Origin of the sequence: Chryseobacterium sp. c4a (assembly GCF_009900745.1) — a bacterium.
In the GTDB taxonomy this organism is placed as follows: domain Bacteria; phylum Bacteroidota; class Bacteroidia; order Flavobacteriales; family Weeksellaceae; genus Chryseobacterium.
In genome coordinates, this window is record NZ_WXVU01000003.1 from 151,059 (window position 1) to 176,267 (window position 25,209).

General features: G+C 35.0%; 23 protein-coding genes. 15 read left to right on the plus strand and 8 right to left on the minus strand.

Annotated elements, in window-relative coordinates; genetic code table 11:
• Nucleotides 1–82: 82 nt before the first annotated feature.
• The 4 genes from GTR01_RS06700 to GTR01_RS06715 all read left to right on the plus strand — a co-directional run bounded on the left by GTR01_RS06700 (nucleotide 83) and on the right by GTR01_RS06715 (nucleotide 5,291).
• Nucleotides 83–2,656, plus strand: a complete 2,574-nt coding sequence (locus GTR01_RS06700; RefSeq protein ID WP_160137092.1) for a TonB-dependent receptor — start codon at nucleotides 83–85, stop codon at nucleotides 2,654–2,656.
• Between the two features lie 86 nt (nucleotides 2,657–2,742).
• On the plus strand, nucleotides 2,743–3,174 hold the full coding sequence (locus tag GTR01_RS06705) for a hypothetical protein (protein WP_160137093.1): 432 nt from the start codon (nucleotides 2,743–2,745) through the stop codon (nucleotides 3,172–3,174).
• 68 nt (nucleotides 3,175–3,242) lie between these two features.
• Complete coding sequence (locus tag GTR01_RS06710) at nucleotides 3,243–4,235, plus strand: aspartate-semialdehyde dehydrogenase (RefSeq protein WP_160137094.1); 993 nt, start codon at nucleotides 3,243–3,245, stop codon at nucleotides 4,233–4,235.
• Nucleotides 4,236–4,292: 57 nt separating this feature from the next.
• Nucleotides 4,293–5,291, plus strand: a complete 999-nt coding sequence (locus tag GTR01_RS06715) for a cation diffusion facilitator family transporter (protein ID WP_160137095.1) — start codon at nucleotides 4,293–4,295, stop codon at nucleotides 5,289–5,291.
• A 22-nt stretch (nucleotides 5,292–5,313) separates the two neighbouring features.
• Here GTR01_RS06715 and GTR01_RS06720 read toward each other — a convergent pair whose 3' ends face one another.
• The 3 genes from GTR01_RS06720 to GTR01_RS06730 are packed head-to-tail and all read right to left on the minus strand — an operon-like array spanning nucleotide 5,314 to nucleotide 6,500.
• Entirely contained in the window at nucleotides 5,314–5,754 is a 441-nt protein-coding gene (locus GTR01_RS06720) for an exosortase F system-associated membrane protein (RefSeq protein ID WP_160137096.1), read from the minus strand.
• Nucleotides 5,741–6,271, minus strand: a complete 531-nt coding sequence (xrtF, locus tag GTR01_RS06725; RefSeq protein ID WP_160137097.1) for an exosortase family protein XrtF — start codon at nucleotides 6,269–6,271, stop codon at nucleotides 5,741–5,743. The genes GTR01_RS06720 and xrtF overlap by 14 nt, the downstream gene beginning before the upstream one ends.
• A 16-nt stretch (nucleotides 6,272–6,287) precedes the next feature.
• Nucleotides 6,288–6,500, minus strand: coding sequence for a hypothetical protein (locus GTR01_RS06730; RefSeq protein ID WP_160137098.1), 213 nt, complete (start codon nucleotides 6,498–6,500; stop codon nucleotides 6,288–6,290).
• Nucleotides 6,501–6,531: 31 nt separating this feature from the next.
• On the opposite strand from GTR01_RS06730, the gene GTR01_RS06735 reads away from it, so the two are divergent.
• From GTR01_RS06735 to GTR01_RS06755, 5 genes are all read left to right on the plus strand, one after another.
• Entirely contained in the window at nucleotides 6,532–7,548 is a 1,017-nt protein-coding gene (locus GTR01_RS06735) for an aminoglycoside phosphotransferase family protein (protein ID WP_160137099.1), read from the plus strand.
• Nucleotides 7,549–7,624: 76 nt separating this feature from the next.
• Nucleotides 7,625–8,035 carry an RNase adapter RapZ gene (locus GTR01_RS06740; RefSeq protein WP_160137100.1) on the plus strand — a complete coding sequence of 137 codons (411 nt, stop codon included), beginning with the start codon at nucleotides 7,625–7,627 and terminating at the stop codon, nucleotides 8,033–8,035.
• 69 nt (nucleotides 8,036–8,104) lie between these two features.
• Complete coding sequence (locus GTR01_RS06745) at nucleotides 8,105–8,818, plus strand: nucleotidyltransferase family protein (RefSeq protein WP_160137101.1); 714 nt, start codon at nucleotides 8,105–8,107, stop codon at nucleotides 8,816–8,818.
• A gap of 8 nt (nucleotides 8,819–8,826) precedes the next feature.
• Entirely contained in the window at nucleotides 8,827–9,579 is a 753-nt protein-coding gene (locus GTR01_RS06750) for a TIGR00730 family Rossman fold protein (RefSeq protein WP_160137102.1), read from the plus strand.
• A gap of 58 nt (nucleotides 9,580–9,637) precedes the next feature.
• The gene (locus GTR01_RS06755; protein ID WP_228452174.1) at nucleotides 9,638–10,108 is read left to right on the plus strand and encodes a DUF6702 family protein; all 471 of its coding nucleotides are present in this window, start codon (nucleotides 9,638–9,640) and stop codon (nucleotides 10,106–10,108) included.
• 66 nt (nucleotides 10,109–10,174) lie between these two features.
• On the opposite strand, the gene GTR01_RS06760 is transcribed toward GTR01_RS06755, so the two are convergent.
• From GTR01_RS06760 to GTR01_RS06770, 3 genes are all read right to left on the minus strand, one after another.
• Nucleotides 10,175–11,146 (minus strand): phosphotransferase enzyme family protein, encoded by a 972-nt coding sequence (locus tag GTR01_RS06760; RefSeq protein WP_160137104.1) that lies wholly within the window; start codon nucleotides 11,144–11,146, stop codon nucleotides 10,175–10,177.
• Nucleotides 11,147–11,265: 119 nt separating this feature from the next.
• Complete coding sequence (locus tag GTR01_RS06765; protein WP_160137105.1) at nucleotides 11,266–13,476, minus strand: DUF5689 domain-containing protein; 2,211 nt, start codon at nucleotides 13,474–13,476, stop codon at nucleotides 11,266–11,268.
• A gap of 10 nt (nucleotides 13,477–13,486) precedes the next feature.
• Entirely contained in the window at nucleotides 13,487–16,222 is a 2,736-nt protein-coding gene (locus GTR01_RS06770; RefSeq protein WP_160137106.1) for a TonB-dependent receptor, read from the minus strand.
• Nucleotides 16,223–16,636: 414 nt separating this feature from the next.
• On the opposite strand from GTR01_RS06770, the gene GTR01_RS06775 reads away from it, so the two are divergent.
• From GTR01_RS06775 to GTR01_RS06785, 3 genes are all read left to right on the plus strand, one after another.
• The gene (locus tag GTR01_RS06775; protein WP_160137107.1) at nucleotides 16,637–17,836 is read left to right on the plus strand and encodes an endonuclease; all 1,200 of its coding nucleotides are present in this window, start codon (nucleotides 16,637–16,639) and stop codon (nucleotides 17,834–17,836) included.
• 49 nt (nucleotides 17,837–17,885) lie between these two features.
• Nucleotides 17,886–18,308 (plus strand): DUF6146 family protein, encoded by a 423-nt coding sequence (locus GTR01_RS06780; RefSeq protein WP_160137108.1) that lies wholly within the window; start codon nucleotides 17,886–17,888, stop codon nucleotides 18,306–18,308.
• A 292-nt stretch (nucleotides 18,309–18,600) separates the two neighbouring features.
• On the plus strand, nucleotides 18,601–20,103 hold the full coding sequence (locus tag GTR01_RS06785) for a T9SS type A sorting domain-containing protein (RefSeq protein ID WP_160137109.1): 1,503 nt from the start codon (nucleotides 18,601–18,603) through the stop codon (nucleotides 20,101–20,103).
• A 70-nt stretch (nucleotides 20,104–20,173) separates the two neighbouring features.
• Here the strand turns inward: GTR01_RS06785 and GTR01_RS06790 are convergent, their stop codons facing one another.
• On the minus strand, nucleotides 20,174–20,770 hold the full coding sequence (locus GTR01_RS06790; RefSeq protein ID WP_160137110.1) for a superoxide dismutase: 597 nt from the start codon (nucleotides 20,768–20,770) through the stop codon (nucleotides 20,174–20,176).
• A gap of 141 nt (nucleotides 20,771–20,911) precedes the next feature.
• Between GTR01_RS06790 and GTR01_RS06795 the strand changes: the two genes are divergently transcribed.
• Nucleotides 20,912–21,514, plus strand: coding sequence for a hypothetical protein (locus GTR01_RS06795; RefSeq protein WP_160137111.1), 603 nt, complete (start codon nucleotides 20,912–20,914; stop codon nucleotides 21,512–21,514).
• A gap of 59 nt (nucleotides 21,515–21,573) precedes the next feature.
• Here GTR01_RS06795 and rho read toward each other — a convergent pair whose 3' ends face one another.
• Nucleotides 21,574–23,397, minus strand: a complete 1,824-nt coding sequence (gene rho, locus GTR01_RS06800) for a transcription termination factor Rho (RefSeq protein ID WP_160137112.1) — start codon at nucleotides 23,395–23,397, stop codon at nucleotides 21,574–21,576.
• 144 nt (nucleotides 23,398–23,541) lie between these two features.
• On the opposite strand from rho, the gene GTR01_RS06805 reads away from it, so the two are divergent.
• Both GTR01_RS06805 and GTR01_RS06810 read left to right on the plus strand, forming a co-directional pair.
• A complete protein-coding gene (locus GTR01_RS06805; protein WP_160137113.1) occupies nucleotides 23,542–23,931 on the plus strand; it encodes a DUF4293 family protein in 390 nt (129 codons plus the stop codon).
• Nucleotides 23,932–24,108: 177 nt separating this feature from the next.
• Nucleotides 24,109–25,032: a M28 family peptidase gene (locus GTR01_RS06810; RefSeq protein ID WP_160137114.1), complete on the plus strand. Its 924-nt coding sequence runs from the start codon at nucleotides 24,109–24,111 to the stop codon at nucleotides 25,030–25,032.
• Nucleotides 25,033–25,209 lie beyond the last annotated feature (177 nt).

The window sequence follows — 25,209 nt, forward strand, 5'->3', positions numbered from 1 at the left end:
AAAAATTAACATTGAGTTAATAATAGTTAAAATATATTTTGCGAATTTTGCAGAAAATTAAATCTAATTATTACTAACGATTATGAAATTAATCAACAAATCGATACTAACTGCGGTTATTACTTTATCTACAGCTAGTGTTTATTACGCTCAACAAACTCAGGACACGGTTAAATCCAAGTCTAAAGACATTGAAGAGGTAATTCTTAAAGGTGTTACTGATATCGCTAAAGATAGAAAAACACCAGTAGCAGTTTCTACTATTAAAGCTGCACAGATTCTTGAAAGACAAGGAAATCAAGAACTTGTAGAATTATTGAACACTACACCATCCATATATGCTACAAAAGGTGGTGGTGGTTTCGGGGATTCTCAACTTACTATCCGTGGTTTTGAAACCAGAAACATTGCCGTAATGGTAAACGGTATGCCTGTAAACGACATGGAATCAGGAGCTGTATACATGTCAAACTGGACAGGTTTATCAGATGTAACAAGTACGATGCAGGTACAAAGAGGACTTGGTTCTTCCAAATTAGCAATTGCTTCTGTGGGAGGTACAATGAACTTCCTTACCCGTTCTGCAGATATGAAGCAGGGCGGAGCTGTACGAGTTGGTATTGGTAATAACGATTTCTTAAAAACATCTTTCGCTTACAATACAGGAAAATCTGAAAACGGATGGGCTGCTTCATTCTTAATGGCTAGACAAGCAGGAGGTACTTACGTACAAAATACAGATTACGAATCATATACTTATTTCTTTGCATTAGGATACCAGCCAAGCAAGAAGCATAACTTACAGTTTATGATGACTTCTTCTCCGCAATGGCACGATCAGAGATCTTTTGCTCCAACAATTAATAACTATATCAAATACAATCCTGATCATGATGGTTCTCCATACAGACCATACAATGGTGACTACGGATATGGTACAGTAAATGGGCAAAGAACAAATATAGCAAATGCTATGAACTACTATGCAAAGCCTGTAATCATGTTGAACTGGGACTGGACTATCAGTGACAAATCAACATTAAGTACAGTTGCTTACATGTCCAACGGACGTGGTGGTGGTGCAAGAAACCTAGGTGCTGTTGGCGGAAAGGGTATGAGTGCTTTTGTTGATAACACAGATGGACATTATGACTATGATGCAATCTTTGCTGCTAACGGAGCTGTAACCCCTACTCTTGGTGCTGCAAGAAATACACTAGTACGTACTTCAAGTGTGAACTCTCACAACTGGTATGGTATTTTGATGAACTTCCAACACAAGATCAATGATAACTGGAATTTCTCAGTAGGTACAGATGACAGATATTACTATGGATATCACTACCAGGTACTTTCTGATCTATATGGAGCAAAAGGGTATACAGATGATACGAACAAAAACTTACCAACAAACAATATTGTTCGTAATACGTATGATTACAAGCAACTATCATGGAATCCTTTCGGTGGATCAAATGCACCAATGCAAGATAGAGTTTCATTCAGTAATGATGGTGAAGTTCTTTGGTACAGTGGATTCGGACAGGTAGAATACTCTACTGAAAAGTTAACTGCTTATGCACAAGGGTCGGTATCAAATCAGGCATATCAGAGAATTGATGATTTTGTAAAACCAGGATCAACACAACAAGGACAAACTGTTGACAGAAAAACTGGATTTAAAAACCTTTTCGGATTTAATATTAAAGGGGGAGCCAATTATAACATCAACAACAATCATAACGTGTTTGCTAATGTTGGGTACTACAGCAAGCAGCCTTTGATGAATTCTGTATATCCAAGTAACCAGCAGGTAGTAAACCCTAACCTAACTAATGAGAAAATTTTCTCTGTGGAATTAGGTTATGGATTCAAGACATCTAACTTCAACGCTAAAGTTAACTTATATAGAACTGAGTGGAAAGACAGATGGTTCAGAAGAAGCAATGTAATTTTCGAAAACAATGTTAGAGGATATTCTGAGATCAGTGGAATTACTCAGCTTCACCAAGGAGCAGAATTTGAAGCAAACTATAGACTTAACAAATTCATTGAATTCCAAGGTATGTTCTCTTGGGGAGATTACCAATTCAAAGGAAATGCAACAGGGTCTAACTTCCAGGATGACAACACTCCTATTCAAACAAACGGATCTAATACATCTACACTTTATTTAGATAAAGTAAAAGTGGGAGGAACTAACAACAACAGTATTCCTCAAACAACAGCTTCATTAGGATTTACAGCAACTCCTGTTACAGATCTTAAGATATATGGTACTTGGCAGTATGTAGGAAAAGTTTATTCTACTGTTAATATGACAGATTTCCTTACTCCTGGTAAAACAGCTCTACAATTACCTGATTTCAACTTATTTAATGTAGGTGCATCTTACAAACTTAAATTGAAAAACCCAAATCAATATTTCACTCTTGGTGTAAACGTAAACAACCTGTTTGATATTACTTATATTCAGGATGGTGTAACAAACATCAAAACAACTGATCTGGTAAATCCAACAGCTAAAAAAGGAGATGCTGATTATGGAATTACTTATGAGCAGGCTGGAAGAGTTTACAAAGGTATTGCTGACGGAAACAGAGTATTCTTTGGATTCGGAAGAACTTGGTCTACAACCTTATCATTCAACTTCTAATAATATAACAATATTAGATTTTATAAATATGAATCCCGGCTTTGAGCCGGGATTTTTGTTATCTTTGTCTACAAAAAAAATAGATTATGGATTTTTACAAGATTTTATTGAGTGCCCACAAAGGATTCGGGTATCTTGAACTTCTTTTGGTTGCATTATTTATCATTGCACTTTTAGCTACCATGTTCGGTTTCAGCGGAAAAGTAAATAAGTTTTTAAAGAAGACGACCCTTTTCACAATGATTTTCTTCCACGTTCAGTTTTTGATAGGAATCATTATGCTGGTAACTACTTTTAGCAAAGGCTTAAACATGGGTGAAGTAATGAAAAATGCAGCATTAAGATTCCAATATGTTGAACATCCATTCTCTATGCTTATCGCAGCGGTATTAATGACGATTATCAACAAAAAAGTAAAATCAAACGATACCATTTCCCTTGGCATTACCATTATGGGATTAATCGCGGTAGCTTTATTCGCATTCGCATTCCCTTGGGCAAGAGTCTTTGGGGCTTAAAATAGATAAAGAAATTATATGCGTTATAATTTATAAATAGTTTAATCTTAAAATTTTTAATTAAATCAATGAAAGTAGCTGTAGTAGGTTCAACAGGAATGGTTGGACAAGTTATGCTGAAAGTTTTGGAAGAAAGGAACTTCCCTGTAACAGAATTAATTCCGGTAGCTTCCGAAAAATCTGTAGGTAAAAAGGTGAAGTATAAACAGAAGGAATTTACGATTGTAAGCATGAAGGACGCTATAGCTGCCAAACCGGATATTGCTATCTTTTCTGCCGGAGGTTCTACTTCTCTTGAATTTGCCCCTTTATTTGCAGAAGCTGGAGTAACAGTTATCGATAACTCTTCAGCATGGAGAATGGATCCTGATAAAAAATTAGTCGTTCCTGAAATTAATGCAGATGTACTGACTAAAGAAGACAAGATCATTGCAAATCCAAATTGTTCTACCATTCAGTTGGTAATGGTTTTAGGGCCTTTGAACAAGAAATATGATTTAAAAAGAGTAATTGTTTCTACTTACCAATCTGTAACAGGAACAGGTAAAGCAGCCGTTGACCAATTAAACGGGGAAATCAGCGGTGATGATTCTGCTGCGAAAGTATATCCATACCAAATCTTCAAAAATGCATTGCCACACTGTGATGTATTTGCAGAAGATGATTATACTAAAGAAGAAATTAAATTGATGAAAGAACCTAAGAAAATTCTAGGGGATGACACATTCAATTTAACAGCAACAGCAGTAAGAGTTCCGGTTCAAGGTGGACACTCAGAAAGTGTAAACATTGAATTTGAAAACGAATTTGAATTGGATGAAGTAAGAAAAATATTATCTGAAACTCCTGGAGTAATCGTAATGGATGATGTAAAAAACAACCACTACCCGATGCCATTATATTCGGAAGGAAAAGATGAAGTCTTTGTAGGAAGAATCAGACGAGACCTATCACAGCCGAAAACGCTCAACCTTTGGATCGTAGCAGACAATCTGAGGAAAGGAGCCGCAACAAACGCGGTACAAATCGCAGAATATCTTGTAGCAAACAACTTAGTATAAACTAACAAAATAAAAAAGAGTCTCAGAATTGAGATTCTTTTTTTTATCAAACACTGTATGAATACCCAGAAGAATACCCACAAAGAAAAAATAGGATTCCAGAAGATTATTGCCGCTTTTGGAGTGATCCTCTTCATTGGAAAAATTATTGCCTGGAAACTCACCAATTCCGACGCAGTATTCTCCGATGCCATGGAAAGTATTGTAAATGTCATCAGTGCATTTATGGGATTATATTCACTTCATCTTGCTGCTAAACCTAAAGATGAAGACCATCCTTACGGCCATGGAAAGGTAGAATTCGTTACTTCCGGTATCGAAGGAGCTTTAATTGCCATTGCAGGGCTTATGATCATTTACGAGGGTATATACAGCCTTATCGTAGGAAAGACCCTGAGTAAAATTGATTTAGGGATTTGGATCATTGCAGCTACTGCTGTTATCAATTATTTGTTGGGCTATATTTCCATCAAGAAAGGGCAAAGAGAAAACTCTCTGGTTCTTATTTCTTCAGGAAAACATCTTCAGTCGGATACAATTACCACCCTTGGAGTAGTAGCCAGTTTAATTATCGTTTACTTTACAAAAATCTATTGGCTGGATTCTGTAGTAGCTTTGGTATTCGGGCTTTATATCATCTTTGTAGGCTATAAAATCGTCCGAAAATCACTAAGTGGTATTATGGATGAGCAAGATCCTGAAATACTTCATCAGGTAATTAAAATACTTGAAAAAAACAGACATACGGAATGGATTGATGTTCACAATATGAAAATCCAGCAATTTGGGGCCTCGTTGCATATTGATGCCCATATCACCTTACCCTGGTATTATGATCTTCGCGATGCTCATAGTGAGATGGAAAAAGTGATTATTCTTTTGGCCAACAATATCAAACGAAATATTGAGTTTAATTTCCACATGGATGATTGCAAGCCTATTTCATGTTCTATATGCCAGATCGAAAGCTGCCCTGTTCGCCAAAAAGAGTTCATAAAAAGAGTAGAATGGACTGCTGAAAATGTAACAAGTGTAGACAAACATACTGCAGAATAATATAAAACCTAAGAGAATTATATTACCTTTTACCTTCCTTTTCCAGCTGTTTCCTGTAATAAAACATGGGAACAATCAAAAGTATAATCAAAGGCTGGATCACAAACCTTCGCATATAAAAAGAAAAAAGATACCCTATTTCAAATTTATCCTGAATGCAATAAAGATAAATGGGAAAAGAAATCGCAAAGACAATTACCATCATCAAAGCACCCTGAAAAGTCCATTGTTTCTTTTTAAATAACCCTTGGATAATCAGGCAAGAGAAAAATAAATTAAGAGTAAACCTCAAAACATTTCCTCCTATTAATTGTCTCCACTCAAATACTGGAAAGGCAATATTTTTATTGGCCTCATGAAAATAGTCCAGGAACGGATCATAAAACAATTGATCTTCCAACATTCTGACTCCTATCAAGCCACAGATCCCTACAATAACAAGAAGCCAATTAAGAATTTTCATGTTTTAAAGCAAAGAATTTAATCCATATTAACCAAAGTAGAACAACACTACCATAAATAACTGCCGGAAAAACAAAGTCATGAAACATTTTACCATATTCCTTATGCTCAGCCATCACAACATTTAGCCCTACAATCCTCAAAAGATTCATGATATAAAGTAAAATCAAGCCTACACCCACAAAAACAAAAGTTTTAGCTCCTTTATAAAATGCAAAAACAAAAGATACAAAGAGAATCATCACAGAAATAGCATTACACCCTTCCACCATTCTCGTTACATATTGTTTTTTCACATAAAACCAAACCTGTTCATTATTCACATCATTATACAGTTGCGAAGGATAACCTATTGCATTTTGTAAAGCACTCACCTGATTGGCAATAATTCTTGAAAAAGGATCCAAACCAGAATCCTTACTTGCATTCAAATAAAATTGATAGGCAAAAAGCAACACCAGATAAATAATGATGAAACGAAGTAAAATACCCAACACCGGCTTAAAATCCTTTAACATACTACAAAGATAAAAATTAGCCTGTAATAACCTGAACCAGAACCAAGAAAGTTAAAGCATTCCATTGAAAACAGGCTACAGAAAGCACAAAATACACCCATTGGTGATAAATTAAAAAAAATCGCCCCGTGATTTCCGAATAAAGCTTATAAAACAAACTTGATTTCTTATTTTCAACTCTAAGTTCTTGCTTCTTCCAACTTCCTTCTTCCAGCCTAACACTATTCATGTTAAATTAGTATATTTGTTTACTTATTATTATGACTTCTGAAAACGCAAAACGATTTTTTGAAAACCATCTTGGTAAAAAATCCACTGAATTCATCACATTAGCCCAAAGCGGTTCTGCAAGGGTCAACTTTCTGGCCATAACCGATACTTACAAATACATCATCACTTATAATGAGAATATACCCGAAAATGAAAGTTTTCTGTACTATTCCAAAGTCTTTTCTGAGCTAAACCTGAATACACCTGCTATTCTTGCTATTTCTGAAGACAGGAAAATGTATATTCAGGAGTTTTTGGGCGGACAAACGCTATCAGAGGTCATTACGGAGGAACATTTATCGCCTCGTGTAAACGCATTGGTGCAACAGACACTCAAAAAGCTTTTCAAACTGCAAAACCAAACCCAAGGAAACATTGATTTTTCGAAAACGTTTGAGTATGAAAGCTATGATGAGCTTCCTATAACTCATGACCTTTATTATTTTAAAAATTTTGTAGCTGATGTTCTGGAACTGGAGTATAATAAATCTACCTTACTGAAAGAGTTTAAAAAAATTGTAACATTGGTGGAAAATCTGGAACCTAAAGGAATCATGATCCGGGATTTTCAGGCAAGAAACATCATGGTGAACGAAAAAGATGAAGTATCATTCATCGATTATCAGTCCGCAATGAGAGGCCCATTGATGTATGATGTCATTTCATTTCTGTTTCAGGCCAAAGCAAATTTCCCTGAAAATTTCAAAACTGAAATGCTGGATTTCTATATTCAACTTTTTGAAGATCAAAAGATTCAAAATCAACTAAAAGAATCGGTTAAGCCAATTCAGATGATGAGATTCCTTCAAGTACTGGGAGCATACGGCTTCAGAGGATTAATTCAAAGAAAACAACACTTTATGGCAAGCCTTGAAAAAGGAATCCAAAATATCTCACAATTTGCATCTTCCTGGGAAGACATGCATCATTATCCGGAACTTAAAAAAGTTATAGAGCAATTAATCTTAGCAGAGACTAAAAAGAAAATTGATACTATTTTAACTTAGAAAACACTTTTCAAGAACAAATAATTACTTCAAATACCTTAATGGTTTAATTTCACAAAAAAAAATAAAAAGGAAAATGCTACACATCGACATACACAGTTTTTCATACAAAAAAGGAGGAATTCCAAAAGATAACTCAGGGAATGGAGGCGGATTTGCTTTTGACTGCAGAGGAATTTTAAATCCAGGAAGAATTGAAGAATATAAAATTCAAACTGGGAATGACATCGGTGTTCAGGAATACCTTGAAACTAAAACAGAGATGCCAAAATTCTTAGAACTCGTAAAATCAATCATTTCTATCAATATTGAGGATTATCTGGAGCGAGGATTTGAAAACCTTCAGATCAATTTCGGATGTACTGGCGGGCAGCACAGATCTGTATATTCTGCCATAAAAATTGCTGAGTTCGTTAAAGAAAAATACCCGAACGGAACGAAGGTAACCATCCATCACGACGAACAACCTCAACTGAACAATCAGTAATGAGCAATCAGTAATACTCGTTTCCCGTTATTACCTTACTCATTATTCTCCATTTATTACTCATATTATATGAAGGCTCTTATTTTCGCTGCCGGAAAAGGCACCAGACTTAAACCATTTACAGACCATCATCCTAAGGCTTTGGCACAGGTGAATGGTATTCCTCTTTTAGAAAGGAATATCAATTATCTAAAAGGATATGGAATAAAGGATTTTGTGATTAATATTCATCATTTTGGCGATCAAATTGTTGATTTTTTAAATAAAAATGATAACTTCGGCTGTAAGATTGAAATCTCCGATGAAACCAATGAGCTGTTGGAAACCGGAGGCGGCTTGATTTTTGCCAGAAGATTTCTTGATCATGGAGAAGATTTTTTAATTTTAAATGCCGATATTTTAACTGATCTCAACATTAATGCATTGGTAGAATATCACAAAAAAATAAAAGATTTTGCTACTTTAGCAGTATCGGATCGAGAAAGTTCGAGAAAATTGCTCTTCAATGATGACATGGTATTAAGAGGTTGGTTGAATGTACAAACAGGAGAACAAAGGCTGGCTGAGTTCAATAAAGGATTTAAAGCTCTTGCCTTCAGTGGTGTTCACTGTATCAATCCAGTCATCTTTGAAAAAATAAAAAGAAAAGGCAAATTCTCTGTTATGGAAGAATATCTGGATCTCATGCAGACCGAACACATACATGGTTTCCTGCATGACAGCATTCTTATAGATGTGGGAAGACCAGCATCCGTAATAGAAGCCGAAAAACATTTTAAATAATTTTGCAAATGGAAATGGATGGAATCAGAGATGAAAGCTTGGTAAACCCAGAATTTGATAGCAACGAGACAAAACTACATAATAGTTTCAGACAGAAAACATGGGACGAAACCATTACTAAGGATAGCTGGATGGTCTTTAAGATCATGGCTGAATTTGTGGATGGCTACGAAAAACTCGCAAAAATAGGCCCATGTGTATCTATATTTGGTTCAGCACGTCTGAAACCGGAAGATAAATACTATGAAATGGCGGTGGAAATTGCTGAGAAAATTACAAAACTAGGTTTTGGAATTATTACCGGCGGCGGCCCCGGAATTATGGAAGCAGGAAATAAAGGAGCTTTCAATGCTAAAGGAAAATCAATAGGATTAAATATTGATCTGCCTTTTGAACAACATTTTAACCCTTATATCAATAAGTCTTATTCGATGAACTTTGATTACTTTTTCGTGAGAAAGGTAATGTTTGTAAAATATTCTCAAGGATTTGTTGTCATGCCAGGAGGTTTCGGAACACTGGATGAATTGACTGAGGCATTAACTTTGATTCAAACTAATAAAATTGGTAAATTTCCGATTGTATTGGTAGGAAGTGATTTCTGGGGTGGATTGCTTGAATGGTTCAAGACTACTTTGGTAAAAGAAGGAATGATTGCAGAAGATGATCTTGACCTTTATCGTGTGGTAGACACTGCTGATGAGGCAGTAGCACACATTAAAGCGTTTTATGATAAATATTCTGTGAATGTAAATTTTTAATTGGCATATTATTTGTGAACTATAACTAGCAAGAATGATTGTAAATCTATTAATTAAGATGAAAAAACTTTTATATATATCAGGAATTTTAACATTTTTTGTGTTAATGAGTTTTATGTATGTAGACTTTTTCTCTTCAATGACCAAAGTGGATTATATTGATGGAAGCAAGACATTGAAGTTTACCACAAAAATGAATACAAGCCATATCTCTGATGCAATTAAGATCAATCCTAACACAGCAGGGTTTGAAGCAGAAGTGAAAAAATATGTGAACAATAATTTTGATGTATTTGTCAATGGTGCTCCCAAAACAATTACCTTCACGGGAAGTCAGATTAGCGGAGAAACTGTATGGGTGTATTTTGAGACCGGAGGAGTTTCAGATATTACGACCTTAAAGATTAAAAATACGATCCTTTTAAGCGCTTTTCCTAAGCAAATTAACCTGGTTAGTATAGGGTATAAAGGAAGTCAGAAAATGATGAACTTCCAAAGAGGAAAAGAGGTGAACGAGGTTTCCTTTTAGACAAAACAAATTTTAATATAAAACCACCACAAAAGCGGTGGTTTTTGTTTTTTGAAACTGTCTCTATTAAATACTGTTGATAAATGCAGCATTTTCTTCGCATACATCTTTCAATGCTGCTAACTGTTGATTATATTCATCAGATGATAATGTATCGAATTGCAACTGTTCTATTCCCTCCCAAAGATCCGTTATATGTCTGCTTATCATATAATACCTAAGAAGTTCCATATTCATTTGATAGGATGGATGTATCTTTTGATAATATTTCAAGAACTCAGAAAAGTAAGACTCATTATAAAGTCCAAAAAGATCGGCTTCAGCTGGAGCATACTTTATTCCTTCCCAATCTATCAGATAAATATCATCTTCATTGGCAATCATATTCCAGTTGTGAATGTCTGTATGGCAAAATACAAATGAGAACTCAGATTTAGAAAGCTGCTCGCCCTGGTGTTTCAATTCATCAATTTGATCAACTAAACTTACAAGATATGGTTCCACAATGTTTTGGATATCCTGGTTCAACAATCTAAATTGAGATGTTAAAGAGATTCTAAATGTATTCAGCCAGGAATGTTCAAATTTTTCAGTAATTGGCTCCATGTACGGAGATTTTGGTGGAACTATTGCGTGCAACCGTGCTATGATTTCAGCAAGTTCTCTAATTTGCTCCTGAGTAAGATTTCGCTCCCCTACCGTGTACCCTTCTATGTAATCCATTATGATATAAAGGTAGTTTTCATCTTCTACCTTAATTTGATCATCCTTTGTATTAACCAATTTTGAAATTTTTCCTTCTAGAAATGCATCCGAATTGAGCCACCCTATAAAAAATAAATAGACAGGTACCCTATCCAAAATAGAGGCAATAGAGCTTCTCTTTTTATCATATACTTTTAAGAAAAACATTTTTCCATCATCTGCATACACTTTATAAGCGAGTGCTGCCCAGCCAGGCTCTATTGGAGTAATATCTGTTACTACCATCGGATAGTAATGATTGATAATCTCCTTTAGTTTTTCAATCTGTATCATATTCCTTTTTTATTAAATACCATCTGAATTGACAAATACTAAAATACAAGAATTGTAAATAATTACCCCACAAAAAAAGCCAGCTCTTTCGAGCTGGCTTTCATATATAGAAACAATAATTATTGTCCTTTAATTTTGAAGTCATCTACTTCCCATGTTGCAGCACCTGCAGTTGTAGAAGTATATTTGAATGCAATTCTTACGTTTTTACCTAAGAAGGCACTTAGATCTACATTTCCAGAGCTTACCCAATCTCCAAATGCATTGGCATTCGTGTCAAGATTCACTGGAAGCTGAGTCCAGGTAGTAGTTGTTACATCATTTGTATAGTTATCTGTAGCGAATACTTGTAAAGCAGGCCCAGTATATCTTACATCTGTAGTAAACGTTAAGATAGCTTTAGATTTTCCAACTAAGCTTACCGCTTTAGAAATCAACCAGTCTTCGTTATCGAAATTATTACCTGCACCACCTGCATTACCATTCATCATTGCATAATAGTTCGTTCCGTTTCCTTGGTTAGATGTTCCCCAGAATTGGTTTGGCCCTACTTTATTAACCACTGTCCACTCTGTACCATTAAATCCACCTGCAGCAAAATCGTCTTTATAAAGAACAGGAAGCGGTGTATAGATACTTCCGTCACATCTAGGATTAGTTAACTGAAGATCCGGAAGTTTAGTGAACCATAATTGGTAAGTACCATTGAATACGCTTAAAATAGCATATACATCTCCTTTACCTCCCGCTACTTCAATAGTATTTGCTGCTTTTCCTGCAAATACAGCACGTCCGCTGGTTCTCAAAGTAATTGTTTTTCCTGAACAGTCTTCTAAAGTTCTATTTGAAAGTGCTGAACCATCCGCATACGTTTTCCCTAAGTCTCCGTTGATGAATTCAAGATCTTTAATTTTGATCCATCTTCCTACATCTGCAGTGGTTAACTGAGAAATTGTTCTTTCTGAAGCTACTACTGCTCTTGCAGGCTCATTAGAATCATATAAATATTTGTAGACATCATCTTCCTTGATTCTATATCCAACAGCAGATGAACTGTCGTTAGATCCTATTTGTAATTCTCCGCCAACATTTCTGATATATAATCCTTTCAATTTAATATTAAGATCTTTTCCTACTTTAAATCTTGCATCCTGGAATAGATCAGTTTTATTAATATTTACTTTAATCCCTCCTGTTGCATCTTCTACATATACATATTTGAATAAGTTCCCCGCTTCATCATTTGCCGTAACCTGAGCTTTCAGATAGAAATCTCCTGTAATCTGTACCAATCCGTTTGGAGCTAGTCCACCAGCAAGCTGCTTGATATCAGAAACTGTTTTAGCAGTAAGATTTGCATTGCTGAATCTACAAGGGTTTTCCTGAACTTTATCAAGACGTGGGAAATGGTGGTCAATACCATCTGCACTTTTCCCTTCCATATCAAGGTCAGTTACTTTGTTGATATAGAATTGGTATGTTGTATTAGATCCTGACTGGAATTTACTGAAGATTCCTTTAAATGTTCCGTTTCCTGCAGGAACATATTGGTTTGCAAATGAAGAATATCCACTGTTTCTTACGACTGCAGTTGTTACATAAGAGCTTGATGATTCAACCCATCCTTGTCCGATTACTTTATCTACAGTCTGACCACTAGGAGCAAAATTTGAACATAGTGCTTTACCATCAAATTCAACTTTATCCAATTGAACTAGACATCCAATTAAGTCTTCATTATTTTTAAGATCTGCTAAAGTGATTACTCTTGGAATAATTTCTCCTCTTGTAGTACAAGATCTTGAAATTACCTGTGGAGCTAATTTTTCAGGAATTCTGGATACTCCATTTGCTGCAGATTCTGCTCCTGTTTTTACCCCAAGTTGAACTACACCTCCATAAGTACCTACCGCAAGCCCATTAAGCTTTACATATATTTTGGATCCTTGTGGGAATCTTGTATAAGAACTTACCATATCTACACTGATCGTAAAACCATGAGTAGGATTTTTTAATGCATCCTGGATATAGATAGTTTTATAGATATTTCCTGTTTCATCTGTAGAAGAAACATATCCCTCAATATACAAATCATCACTTGCATCGTTAGGTTTATCTGCTGGGAAAACATAAGCAGCCCCTGTAGGATTGTTTACGGTAAACTTCTTTTTCAGTTCGCTTAATGTTACATTCGCCTGAAAATCGGCAACACATTGGTAACCATCTAAATTCGGCTCATCATATTTATCATCATGTACACATCCTACGGTAATCCATAGAGAAGCGGCTGTGATAAAAATATATTTTAAAATTGAATTATATTTTTTCATTGTAGTCTTATTAGAATCTTAAATAAACGTTAGTAAAGAAAGTTCTTCCTCTATCATACCAAAGTTTTGGCCCGAAATAAGGAATTGCTCTTTGGGATTCTGCAAGTGCATCTGTAAAGTTAGCTGCTCTACCTTGTTCGAATCCACCGGTTACATAATTTCTGTTATTTAAGATGTTGTTCACAGAAATACTTACCCCAACTCTGTATTTTCCAAATTGGAAAGATTTACCTGCGTTAGCATTCAGCATAAATTGGTCGTCAAATTTCTTCTGAGCTGTAAGCTGCTGAATAACTTCCGGTGTAGCTCCGTCATAAATAAGACCTCCTGAATCTGGGATTGTATACAACGTAGCTGTTTTGTTAAGGGCTGAGAAATCAAGATACTGATCCATCAGATAGTTAGCAGAAGCTCCTACCCACCAGTATTTAGGTGAATTGTACTTTAATCCTAAAGAGAATGCTTTCTGTGGTGTACCTGCTACTTTATAATCTTTAATATTAGCAGCTCCATAGCTTCTGAAACCATTAATATCATCTACAGAATATACCTGTGGAGTGTTTGTGTATTTGTATTCACCAACACTTGCCACCCCTACCGCGTTAATAGTAGGTGTAATTTTCACATCAAAACCTAACTCAGCTCCAAGGTATCTCTTATCTGCTCCACTCATAGCCTCATTAATCAATGTGTTGTATGATCCTGAGTCTGTAGAAACAGCTGCATAATATCTTGCTAATCTTGTAGAATTGCTAATTGTAGTATAGTATCCTGATAATCTTAATTTCAAGATCTGACCTCTCATGATATAGCTGATATCATTAGAGTTGATAATTTGATTTTTAACACCTGGTGTTAGGAAATCAGAAACTCTAGGGTTGATATAGATTTCATTAAGTGTAGGTGCCAGGCTGAAGAAAGCTCCGTTATATACGATAAAGTTTTTACCGTTGATTTTATAGGTGATTTTACCTTTGATACCTGCATCTAAAGCATTGTATACAGCACTTTTCCCTTTAGAGTTATTAGTAAACTGTGCAATACCACTTCTATAATCTCCATTTCTGTAAGATTCAGACTGAGAAGTAAATACGGAAGCTACTACATTCCATTTTTTGAAATCAATTTCGGTAGAAACGTTTAATGAATAATGGTTTCTAGTTAATTGATAAGAATATTGAGTTCTGTCTCCTACTCTTACCTGAGTATTCGCATCATCAAGGTTATATCTTACATCATTGTTAAAAGGATTAAGGTTATTAGCATAGTTTGCCCCTAATAAATCATTAATTCTTCTAAAGTTATCTGATTTAAGATTCTGATAATTGAAGTTAATATTCAACTTCCAGTTATCTTTCAATTTTGTATCAAAGTGTGATGACCAGTTGAAAGTTTTATCTTTATTAACATCATCGATCAATGTATAAGATGCTCCTCTTGGAGTTACCCCATCCATTTCAAATCTGTTAATACGGTTTGTATTATATAGATAATTCCAATCGATCTGAGACTGTTGTCTGAATTCGTCAGCTGTCAAAAGACCGTAGCTTGGTAATTTTCTGTAATAAGTTGGGTTTGGATCAGCCGCATGGAACCAGTCTAGTCTACTTCTTGCATCGCTACCAAACTGATAAGAAAATGTATTGATCCAGTTAGAGTTTTTACCTACTTTAAGGTAATCTGTTAACATGAATACAGGTTCAAACACGTTTCTGATTCTGGAGTTTCTTTTTTCTCCATCTTGCCATCCCCAGTATGAGTTATAGTTTTTCCCCATAAGGTCATAAACCTCCTGAGTGTTTGGTGCATTGGAAGCCCTGTACGTAGGAGATCCGAAAGCCGTCAAATTAATAGAGTGTCTATCACTGAATTTCTTTTCAATAGAAGCAAAATAAGCGTATGCATCTTGGTATACCCCATCAATGATTGCTTTGTCTCCCCATCTTCTACTTGCAGAGAATGTGAATGCCCAACCATTTTTAGAAAGTCCTGAAGAATAAGTAGCAATAGCTCTATGTAAATAACTTCTGTTGGTAAATGAATAAGCTAATGAAGTTTGTTTTCTATAGCTGGATGCTCTGGTGTTATAATACACCGCACCTCCTAAGTTACCAAAAGTATATTCTGAAGGAGTAATGTTGTCTACATTTTCATAAGGATATCTTGTGACATCATTAAGACCACCCCAGTTATTAAAATCTACTTTCCCGTCATCATTTTTAGACATGGATACTCCATTAAAAAGTACATCCTCAAATCTGTTGTCTACCCCTCTTGGTCTGAACCAATAAGCACCTAGTTCAAAAGCGGAAACATTTTGGAAAGCATCTCTTCCTGAGCTTAAAAGTCCTACTGTAGGTTGCATTGCTGAACCTCCATCCTCAGTATCATTTGCTGAGTCATCAATAACTATTACTCCTGCATCTGATCCTAAGTTGTAATTAAGTGTAATAACACCTAAATCTTTTTTCTTCTCATCTGCAGTCACATCAAACTCTAAGATTTTAGACTCGAAATTTGGTTTTGTCACTGTAATAAGATAGTGGCCAGGTTTTAAATCCACAAACTGGAAGTATCCAATTTTATCCACAGACGTGTCATCGGTGGACTGTGCTAGATCTACTTCTGCTTTCTCCAAAGGCTTACCATCCTGATCTTTAACATAAGCAAACACAGTAGTTTGCGCAAAATAAAAAGAGGCAGGCATTAAAGTAAACAAAGAGATTAGGGATAGTTTTTTAATCATAATAAACTTATTTTTAACTCCTTCTTTATTTAAGGGGCAACAAATTTAGGACTATTTTCATTAACTCAAACATTTTAAGTTATTTATTCTATTAATTTTTCTTAACCTCCATTAATTATCCTAAAAATATAGCCCAATTTTAATCAATCACAAAAAACAGCAATAGATATTAAAGAAAGTACTGAACAATCATTATAGAACATTTTTAATCCCAAACAAACCGCTTATTTTTTAGCATTATATAAATAATAAATACCATGTAACAATAACAAAATAATGAACGATAATGTATTTCCTTCAGACTTTCTATCTAAACGTTAACCATTTATTAAATTAAACTCAGATTATTTTAATCTTTATTCTTATATAAAATTAGTAATTTTACCCCCTCAATTTTTTGAATATACTAAGAATATGAAAAAATATTTAATCATCGCCGCCCTATTTTGCTTTGGTTCTGCTTTCTCACAACAGAGGCAGGTAAAGAGAGCAGCTGTCGCATTCCTGAACGTAGAAAACCTTTGGGACACTATCCCTTCCGCAGATTATATCGACGGAACATTACCGCGTTCTAATCCTAAATTTCACAGAAGTGTACCTTTAGATTCGCTTAAATATCTTGAAACAACAGAAGATTACAAAGGTGAATGGAGTGATGATCTTTTGATTGGGAAAAAAGTGATCAGAAAACAGTTTTTATCTGAAGACTTCACTGCCAACAGTCCAAAAAGATGGGGAACAAAGTACTACAAACAGAAGTTAGCCAATGAAGCGAAAGTAATTTCGGAACTTGGAAGACAATATACGAATGATAATCCTGCCATTGTCGGATTAATCGAGGTAGAAAACAGACAGGTGATTGAAGACCTTATCAAACAACCAGCTCTGGCAAGAAGCAACTATGGTATTGTACATTTCAACTCTTATGATTCAAGAGGAATTGATGTAGCTATCATTTACCAGAAAGGCAGATTCTCTGTTTTAGATTCTTATAAGAAAGAAATTAAAATCTACGATGAAAATGGAAAAAGAGAATACACCAGAGATATTGTAATCGCAATCGGTTTATTAGATGGTGAAAAAGTAGGAATCTTTATGAATCACTGGCCATCCAGAAGAGGAGGTGAAGCGATTTCTCTTGCTAAAAGAAATACAGCAGCTACTGTCCTAAAAGAAGAAATGGATAAAGTAACTGCCGAAAACCCTGGAATTAAATTATTCTCAATGGGTGACTACAATGATGATCCAGTAAGTCCAAGTTTAAAGAAACATTTGGCAGCTGTAGGTGACCCGAGTGAATTATCTGACAAAACTCCTTATTATAACTTAATGTATAAATTATATAAGGCAGGAGTAGCTTCTCTTGCATACAGAGATGCTCCCAACTTATTTGATCAGATTATTGTTTCAAGAAATCTTTATTCTCCTGAAAAAATCACTCCTACTTATACTATTTTTAAGGCCGAAATCTACGCTCCTGATTATTTGATAAATAAAGAAGGGCAATGGAAAGGATATCCTTTACGTTCCTGGGATGGAGACCGATTCACAGGTGGATATAGTGACCACTTCCCTGCGGTTTCCGTAGTTCAGAAAGAATATATTAAAAAATAATACAGAAAGGCACTCTTATTGGAGTGCTTTTTTTATATCCATATAAGTCATGAAAAATATTGTTTTAATATTCTTAATTGCCTTTATCCCTTTCAGCTGTCTTTCACAGCAAAACAGCTCTAAAAAAGATAAAGAAAAGTATGAAATGAAACCGTCTAAAAATGACGACGGGGAATGGGATCTCACTGTAATAGATACTGAATTTGACTATTTTCTCAATGCAGTAGCCAAGCCCATCAGCCAGTATTCAGAATCTTTTCTAAAAACAAAAAACATATTCTTAGTCAATGAATGGAATAGTTATTACAGTACCGGAAAATATAGAAACATTATAGAATCCGGAATAGATTATGATCCTAGAGAGAATTACGGGATAAAATTCGAATATAAGCTTTACCAGGTTTTCGCTTATGTAAACTGGAAATATGGATTAAGAATGAACGGCTTATCCGGAAGTGAAATCAGAAGATAATTATTATAGAATAAAAACATACGAAACGAATTAAAAATAGAAATAAATACTTAAAATATTAAATATTTAAAAATATTTTCAACAATTCATTCAGGTTTTAATATATTTGTGTAATCACTGATTTTTGATTTTCAGTGGGTAACAACCATAAACAAAATATAAAACCATGAAAAATCTATCGCTTACGGCATGCTTTCCGGCTATGCCCTTCTTTTCTCAAATTCAAGAATCCCAATACCGGATAAGACTTTATAACAATTCATTCATTAACAACATTTAAAATTTGAGAATTATGAAGAATACATTTAAGCTTATCCTGTTTTCAATTTTACTATCCTATAATTCTCTTTATTCACAGATCTCCGGAAGCGACGTTATTTTCTGCCTGGATAATAGTGGATCCATAAGTGATGTTGCTTTCAATCAGATGACCGTCTCTACCATGAGATTAACGGAACAAATTTTAAAATGCAACCGTGGCAATCGGGTTGCTGTAGTACATTATGGAACCGATTTTCCGGGAATGACTCCTTCTGTTCCAAGAATCTATATAGAATCCAATTTTACCAGCGATCTGGCCACCGCCCAAACTTTCTCCAGAAGACTAGGAAACGGGGATCATTTTCATGACGCTGTAAACTTAATAGGATCAGCTCTTGATCATTATCCTAATCCTGATATTGTAAGTCCTCAAAAATCATTAGACAGATATAAAGAAAGACCATTAATTATTGTTTTATTCACTGATGCAGAGAGAGCAAACGGAAGCTTAAGCAATGGTTCTTACTTAGTCAACTTCAACCCACCCAACGGGCTCCATGAAGACAATGCATTTGCAGCCTTCACAAAGTTTAAAAAGGATAGAAATGCAAAATTTATCGTAGTTCACGCGAATAATTATGCACCCTATATGGAAGCAGCAGCAAACATCGCCAGCCGTGGAGGTTCATACTACGGAAATATTGAGCAGTACAATGATGACCCGGATTACAACCTACTTCCGAGATTTTATCTGAATAAAACAAATTTCACGTTAACCAATACTGAAATCGCCAGCCTAAGCAATGATATCTGTAAAATGAATACAGCTTATGTTAATTTTACATACCAAGCGCGCTCTTGTAAAGAACCAACGAGCTTCCCGCTTCAGGTACATGGAAATTATGCGATCCCTCAGGGTGCAAACATAATAGATTTTGAAATATCTCTTTTAGATATATCAACCAGCATAGTTTACCCAACATCTGCTACGCTGAACTTCCCTAATCCAAATGAATTTGAATTTACAATAAATCAGGCAGATCTTACCAATCCACCTACAGGGCAATATAAATTCATTATTACACTCATTTATTCTTATGCCGGAACTAATGATGGGCTTCATGCTGAAAACGACATCAATTCCATATATGATTTTATGTATTGTGATAATCTGCGTGCTAACACCAATACCACTTCTCCTGCAGCTAAATTTGCAAGACCACAGGATAAGGATTATCGTATTGATCTTAATGCAGATCCTAACCACTCAAAATCCATGCTTAAAGAAAAAGTTCAGCCGAAAAACATTCAGATATCACCAAATCCTAATAATGGAGTGTTTGTAGTAGTACTGGACAATGTACGTTCAGGATCAGTACAAATTAGTGATATTAATGGTAAAATTGTGTTTGAAAAATCATTCACCAAGGAACAAGAAATAGCTGTTGATATCCATTCTTTACCATCCAACACTTACATTGTAAACGTACATTCAGGTAACAAGGTCTTCACACAGAAAATAATAAAAAGATAAATTTTAAAAATATCAAAACGAAAAAAGGTTCAGAAAATTCTGAACCTTTTATTTTTATAATAGCTGAAAATTATTTGTTGAATAATTCTTCTACCTTATCCCAGTTTATTACAGAGAAGAATGCAGAAACATAATCAGGTCTTCTGTTTTGATAGTTTAGGTAGTAAGCGTGCTCCCAAACATCCAATCCTAAAACTGGAGTTCCTTTAACGTCTGCAACAGGCATTAATGGGTTATCCTGGTTTGGAGTAGAAGAAACAGAAACAGAACCGTCAGCATTTTTTACTAACCAAGCCCATCCTGAACCGAATCTTGTTTTAGCAGCGTCAGAAAAATCATTTTTGAATTTTTCAAAACCACCATAGTTTTCGATAGCAGCTTTTACATTTCCTACTGGCTCATTGCTTCCACCAGGAGTTAAGATTTCCCAGAATAAAGAGTGGTTGAAGTGTCCTCCACCATTGTTTCTTACAGCTGGTTTATCAGTCCCTGTCTGGCAGATTTCTTCAATAGTTTTTCCTGCTAAATCAGTTCCTTCGATTGCTTTATTTAAATTGTCAATATACGCCTGGTGATGTTTTGTATAATGGATTTCCATAGTTCTTGCATCGATTGTAGGCTCTAATGCATCGTATGCATATCCTAATTTTGGTAATTCAAATGACATAATCTTTATTTTTAATGTTTATAACCCAAAATTAGCCAATATTTAAGCTATTATCAAAGATTGGGGATTACTTTAATAAATCTTTAACATTGATGAAGGCCATAGTATCGGGGCATTTATTAATTTTTCTATATTAGCCTCATGAAGAATATTTACATTTTAGCAATTTTACTTGCATTTCTTACAAGCTGTGATTCTGGAAAGACTGTTTCCAAAGAAGAGTACAATGTGCTGAATAAAGCGATCAATCATGCTCTACAACCTCACGGTGTTGTAGTAACCACCTCTGAAGAGCTCAATGAAATTGCCCAACGTTATAACATTCACCTTTCTAATATGAATGAAAAGGATAGTGAAATTATTAATAGGGTTGTTGCGGAAAAGCGAAGATATGAATTTGCACTTTCAGATACGCTGCTTGAAGTTTCTTCTACTCAGGACAACAAATATGACAGAATTATAAAACTTGATTCTCTTAAACCTGTTCATGAAAAACTCCCTTCAGCAACCATAAACAGCAGTACCTTAAAATTTCTTGAAGGGTATAAAAGAATTTCAAAAAAATCTGACCTCAATCCCAATGGAGAGTTCCTGGGAAAACTCAAATTTGAGCGTGTGATTTTCGATCAGTCCGGAGACAAAGCAATCGTAAATTATCTGAAGTGTAAAAATATTGATGATACGATCTGTAATTCATACACCATCAGATTATATAAAAATAAAAACAATTGGTATGTTGACTAATTAATAATTAAAAAGCACGAATCCTGAGGATCCGTGCTTTTTATAATAACAAATTAAATTTATTTATTCATAGACATCAGGAATTCTTCATTGTTAAGAGTTCCTTTGATGTTTTTATTTACAAATTCCATTGCTTCTACAGGATTCATCTCAGAAAGATATTTTCTAAAGATCCACATTCTTTGAGAAGTTACTTCATCAAGAAGAAGATCATCTCTACGAGTACTTGAAGAAATTAAGTCGATAGCAGGGTAAATTCTTCTGTTAGCAATTTTTCTGTCTAACTGAAGCTCCATGTTACCTGTACCTTTGAATTCTTCAAAGATTACTTCATCCATTTTAGAACCGGTGTCAATTAATGCAGTTGCAATAATTGTTAAAGACCCACCGCCTTCAATTTTTCTTGCCGCACCAAAGAATCTTTTTGGTTTATGAAGAGCATTAGCATCTACCCCACCGGAAAGAACTTTTCCTGATGCTGGTGTTACCGTATTGTATGCTCTTGCTAATCTCGTAATAGAGTCTAATAGGATTACTACATCATGCCCACATTCAACCATTCTCTGAGCTTTTGCTAAAACAAGGTTAGCCACTTTTACGTGTTTTTCAGCTGCTTCGTCAAATGTAGAGGCAATTACTTCTGCATTTACACTTCTTTCCATATCGGTAACTTCCTCCGGACGTTCGTCGATTAGAAGAACCATCATATAGACTTCCGGGTGATTGGCTGCAATAGAGTTGGCAATATCTTTAAGCAACATCGTCTTACCTGTTTTAGGCTGAGCTACGATCATTGCTCTTTGTCCCTTACCTATTGGTGCAAACAAATCAACAATTCGTGTAGAAATTGTAGATCCGCTTCCTGCAAGATTGAATTTTTCTTCAGGGAAAAGTGGAGTCAGATATTCAAAAGCAACACGATCTTTAATAAATGCAAGATCACGTCCGTTAACTTCTGTAGGTCTTAATAATGAAAAATACTTTTCACCTTCTTTTGGAAGTCTTACAATACCTTTTACAGTATCACCAGTCTTTAATCCATAATTTCTGATTTGTGCTGTAGAAACATATACATCGTCAGGAGAAGAGATATAGCTAAAGTCTGATGAACGTAAAAACCCATAATTATCCGGTAAGATTTCCAAAACCCCTTCAATGCTTACCATACCATCAAAGCTGAATTCCTTCTTATGGTCATGCTGCTCCTCTACCTTTTCAGAATGTCTGTTTTGATTCTGATTTTGGTGTTGGTTCTGGTTCTGGTTTTGATTTTTATGTTGGTTTCCACTGTTCTGTGGATGATTGTGTCCTTTCGGAGATCTGTTAGCCTGTTGCTGTTGTTGAGGATTGTTAGGCTTTTCTTCAGCCTGAGCAGGCTCTTGAGATTCTGTGTTTTTAGGAGTTTCAGATCTCTCCTGAGTAGTTTCTGTATTTCCTGTATTAGGAGAAACTCTTTTTCTTTTCTTTTTAGCTGGATTAGCGGCAGATACTTCTTCTGTTGTGGCAGCTACTGCTTCTTCAACTTTAGGCTCTTCTGCTTTTATTTCTTCAGTAACCGGCGCTTTCTCTTCTACTTTTTCTTCTACTACGGGTTCTGTGGCAGCTTTCGCATTGGCTCTTGGCTTTGCTGGAGCTTTTTTTGGGGCAGCCTTTTTTACCGGAGCTTTCGCAGTTTTTTCTGCGGGAGCTTCTTCAGTATTCGTGCTGGTTTCAGTGGCGTTGAAATAATCTTTTGCTACTTTAGGATTGGAAGCCTGAAAGTCAAGAATTGCAAAGATCTTGTCATTTTCATTGCTGTTTCTTGCAACTTTAACGCCCAAATCCTTTAAGATTTTAGTCAGTTCCGTTACGGATTTTGACCTTAACGTTTCTATGTTAAACATATTTAATGTAAAAATGTAATTAATTGTGAGTAAGAAAAGTAAGTCCGGCGACTTTTGTTTTCAAGTACATTGTATAATGCAAATCTACACTTATTTTTGAATTGTGCAAAATTTATATTATTTTTGCCAAGAATTTAATATTCAATGCTACAGAGAATACAAACTATATGGACTTTATTAGCAGTTCTAGCTGCTGTTTTCCTTTTTATAACAGGACAGGATGTTGTGATTTCAGACAGTATCCCTGTAATTAATATAGGATGTATAGTCCTTGTTATCATTGGATCATTGAGTATCTTCAGTTTCAAAAACAGAAAAAGACAAATTTTGCTGAATACCATCAGCATCATTATAAACGCTTTGTTGATTGGTGTATTGGTGTACTGGCTGCTAAGCTTATCCGGAGGAATTCAATTTCCTGAGAAGGGTATTGAGCCAATTTTCCCATTGATCGCGGTAATATGCCTGCTTATAGCAAACGTATACATCCGTAAAGATGAGAGGCTCGTGAAATCTGTAGACAGACTTCGGTAACCTTACAACGATTTTTTGAGTGAGAACAGTTCCTTTTGGGAGCTGTTTTTTATTTATATCTACCTTTCTATTCCCCTACTCTGCCTGTTATTTCCATCCGATCAATTAATTTATGTAACTTCCATGCAACATTTTGATCTGAAAGACGACAGATCGTATAACTTTTAATTAAAGACTATGAAAAAGCTAACGTATCTTACTTTATCACTATTCTCTATATGTACTTTTGCGCAGGAGGTCTCAAAAGAAAGAGTAAAAAACGTCATTTCCACACTAGCATCTGATGAAATGAAAGGTCGCGAGATCGGAACTCCAGAAAATGACAATGCTGCTAATTACATTGCTACTCTTTTCAAAGAAAACAATCTTGAATACTGTACAGGAAACTCTTATCTGATACCTTTTGATTACAAAGGCAAAACAGCTTACAATGTGTGTGGTATAAAGAAAGGTAAATCAGAGAAAAATCTTGGTTTTTCAGGGCATTTTGATCATATAGGAACCAATAAGAAAAGCGGAGACAATATTTATAATGGAGCCGATGATGATGCCAGCGGAATTACAACATTGGTAGGAGTTGCTGATTATTTTAAAAATAAGAAACCTGAGTTTTCAATGGTTTTCATGGCCTTCAACGGAGAAGAAAAAGGAATGCTTGGATCACGCGCCATCTCTGAGGATAAAAATCTTGATAAAATTTACAGCAATATGGCGGCTCTTTTCAATTTTGAAATGGTTGCAACAGAATCTCAATGGGGAAAGAACGCATTATATATGACGGGAGACGGTTTTTCAGATCTTGATGAACTATTTAATAAATATGCTGTAAATGGTTTAAAAATCAACGCAGATCCGTATGCAAAACAACAGCTTTTCTATCGTTCAGACAATGTGAGCTTTGTAAAAAAGAAAATTATTGCTCACTCATTTTCCACTGTTGATATGACCAAAGCTACTCACTATCATCAGGTAAACGACGATATGAATATTGTAGATGTTGATAATATGACTCAAATCATCAATAATTTTGGCAAAACACTGGATAAGCTAAATCCTAAAAATTTTGCTCCGAAATATAATGATCAGGTAAATTTTAATTAATTTCATCATATAGACCGCCATTTTAGGCGGTTTTTTATTTTCAAGAAGATAATATTTCTCTACAAACCTTATTATTCCTGAAACATCTTTTTAAATTCTTATTCACTTTATTTCAAGGGGTTGTAACAAAACCCATATTTTTGAAACATATCAATTAAAGTAAAACAGGATTAAGAA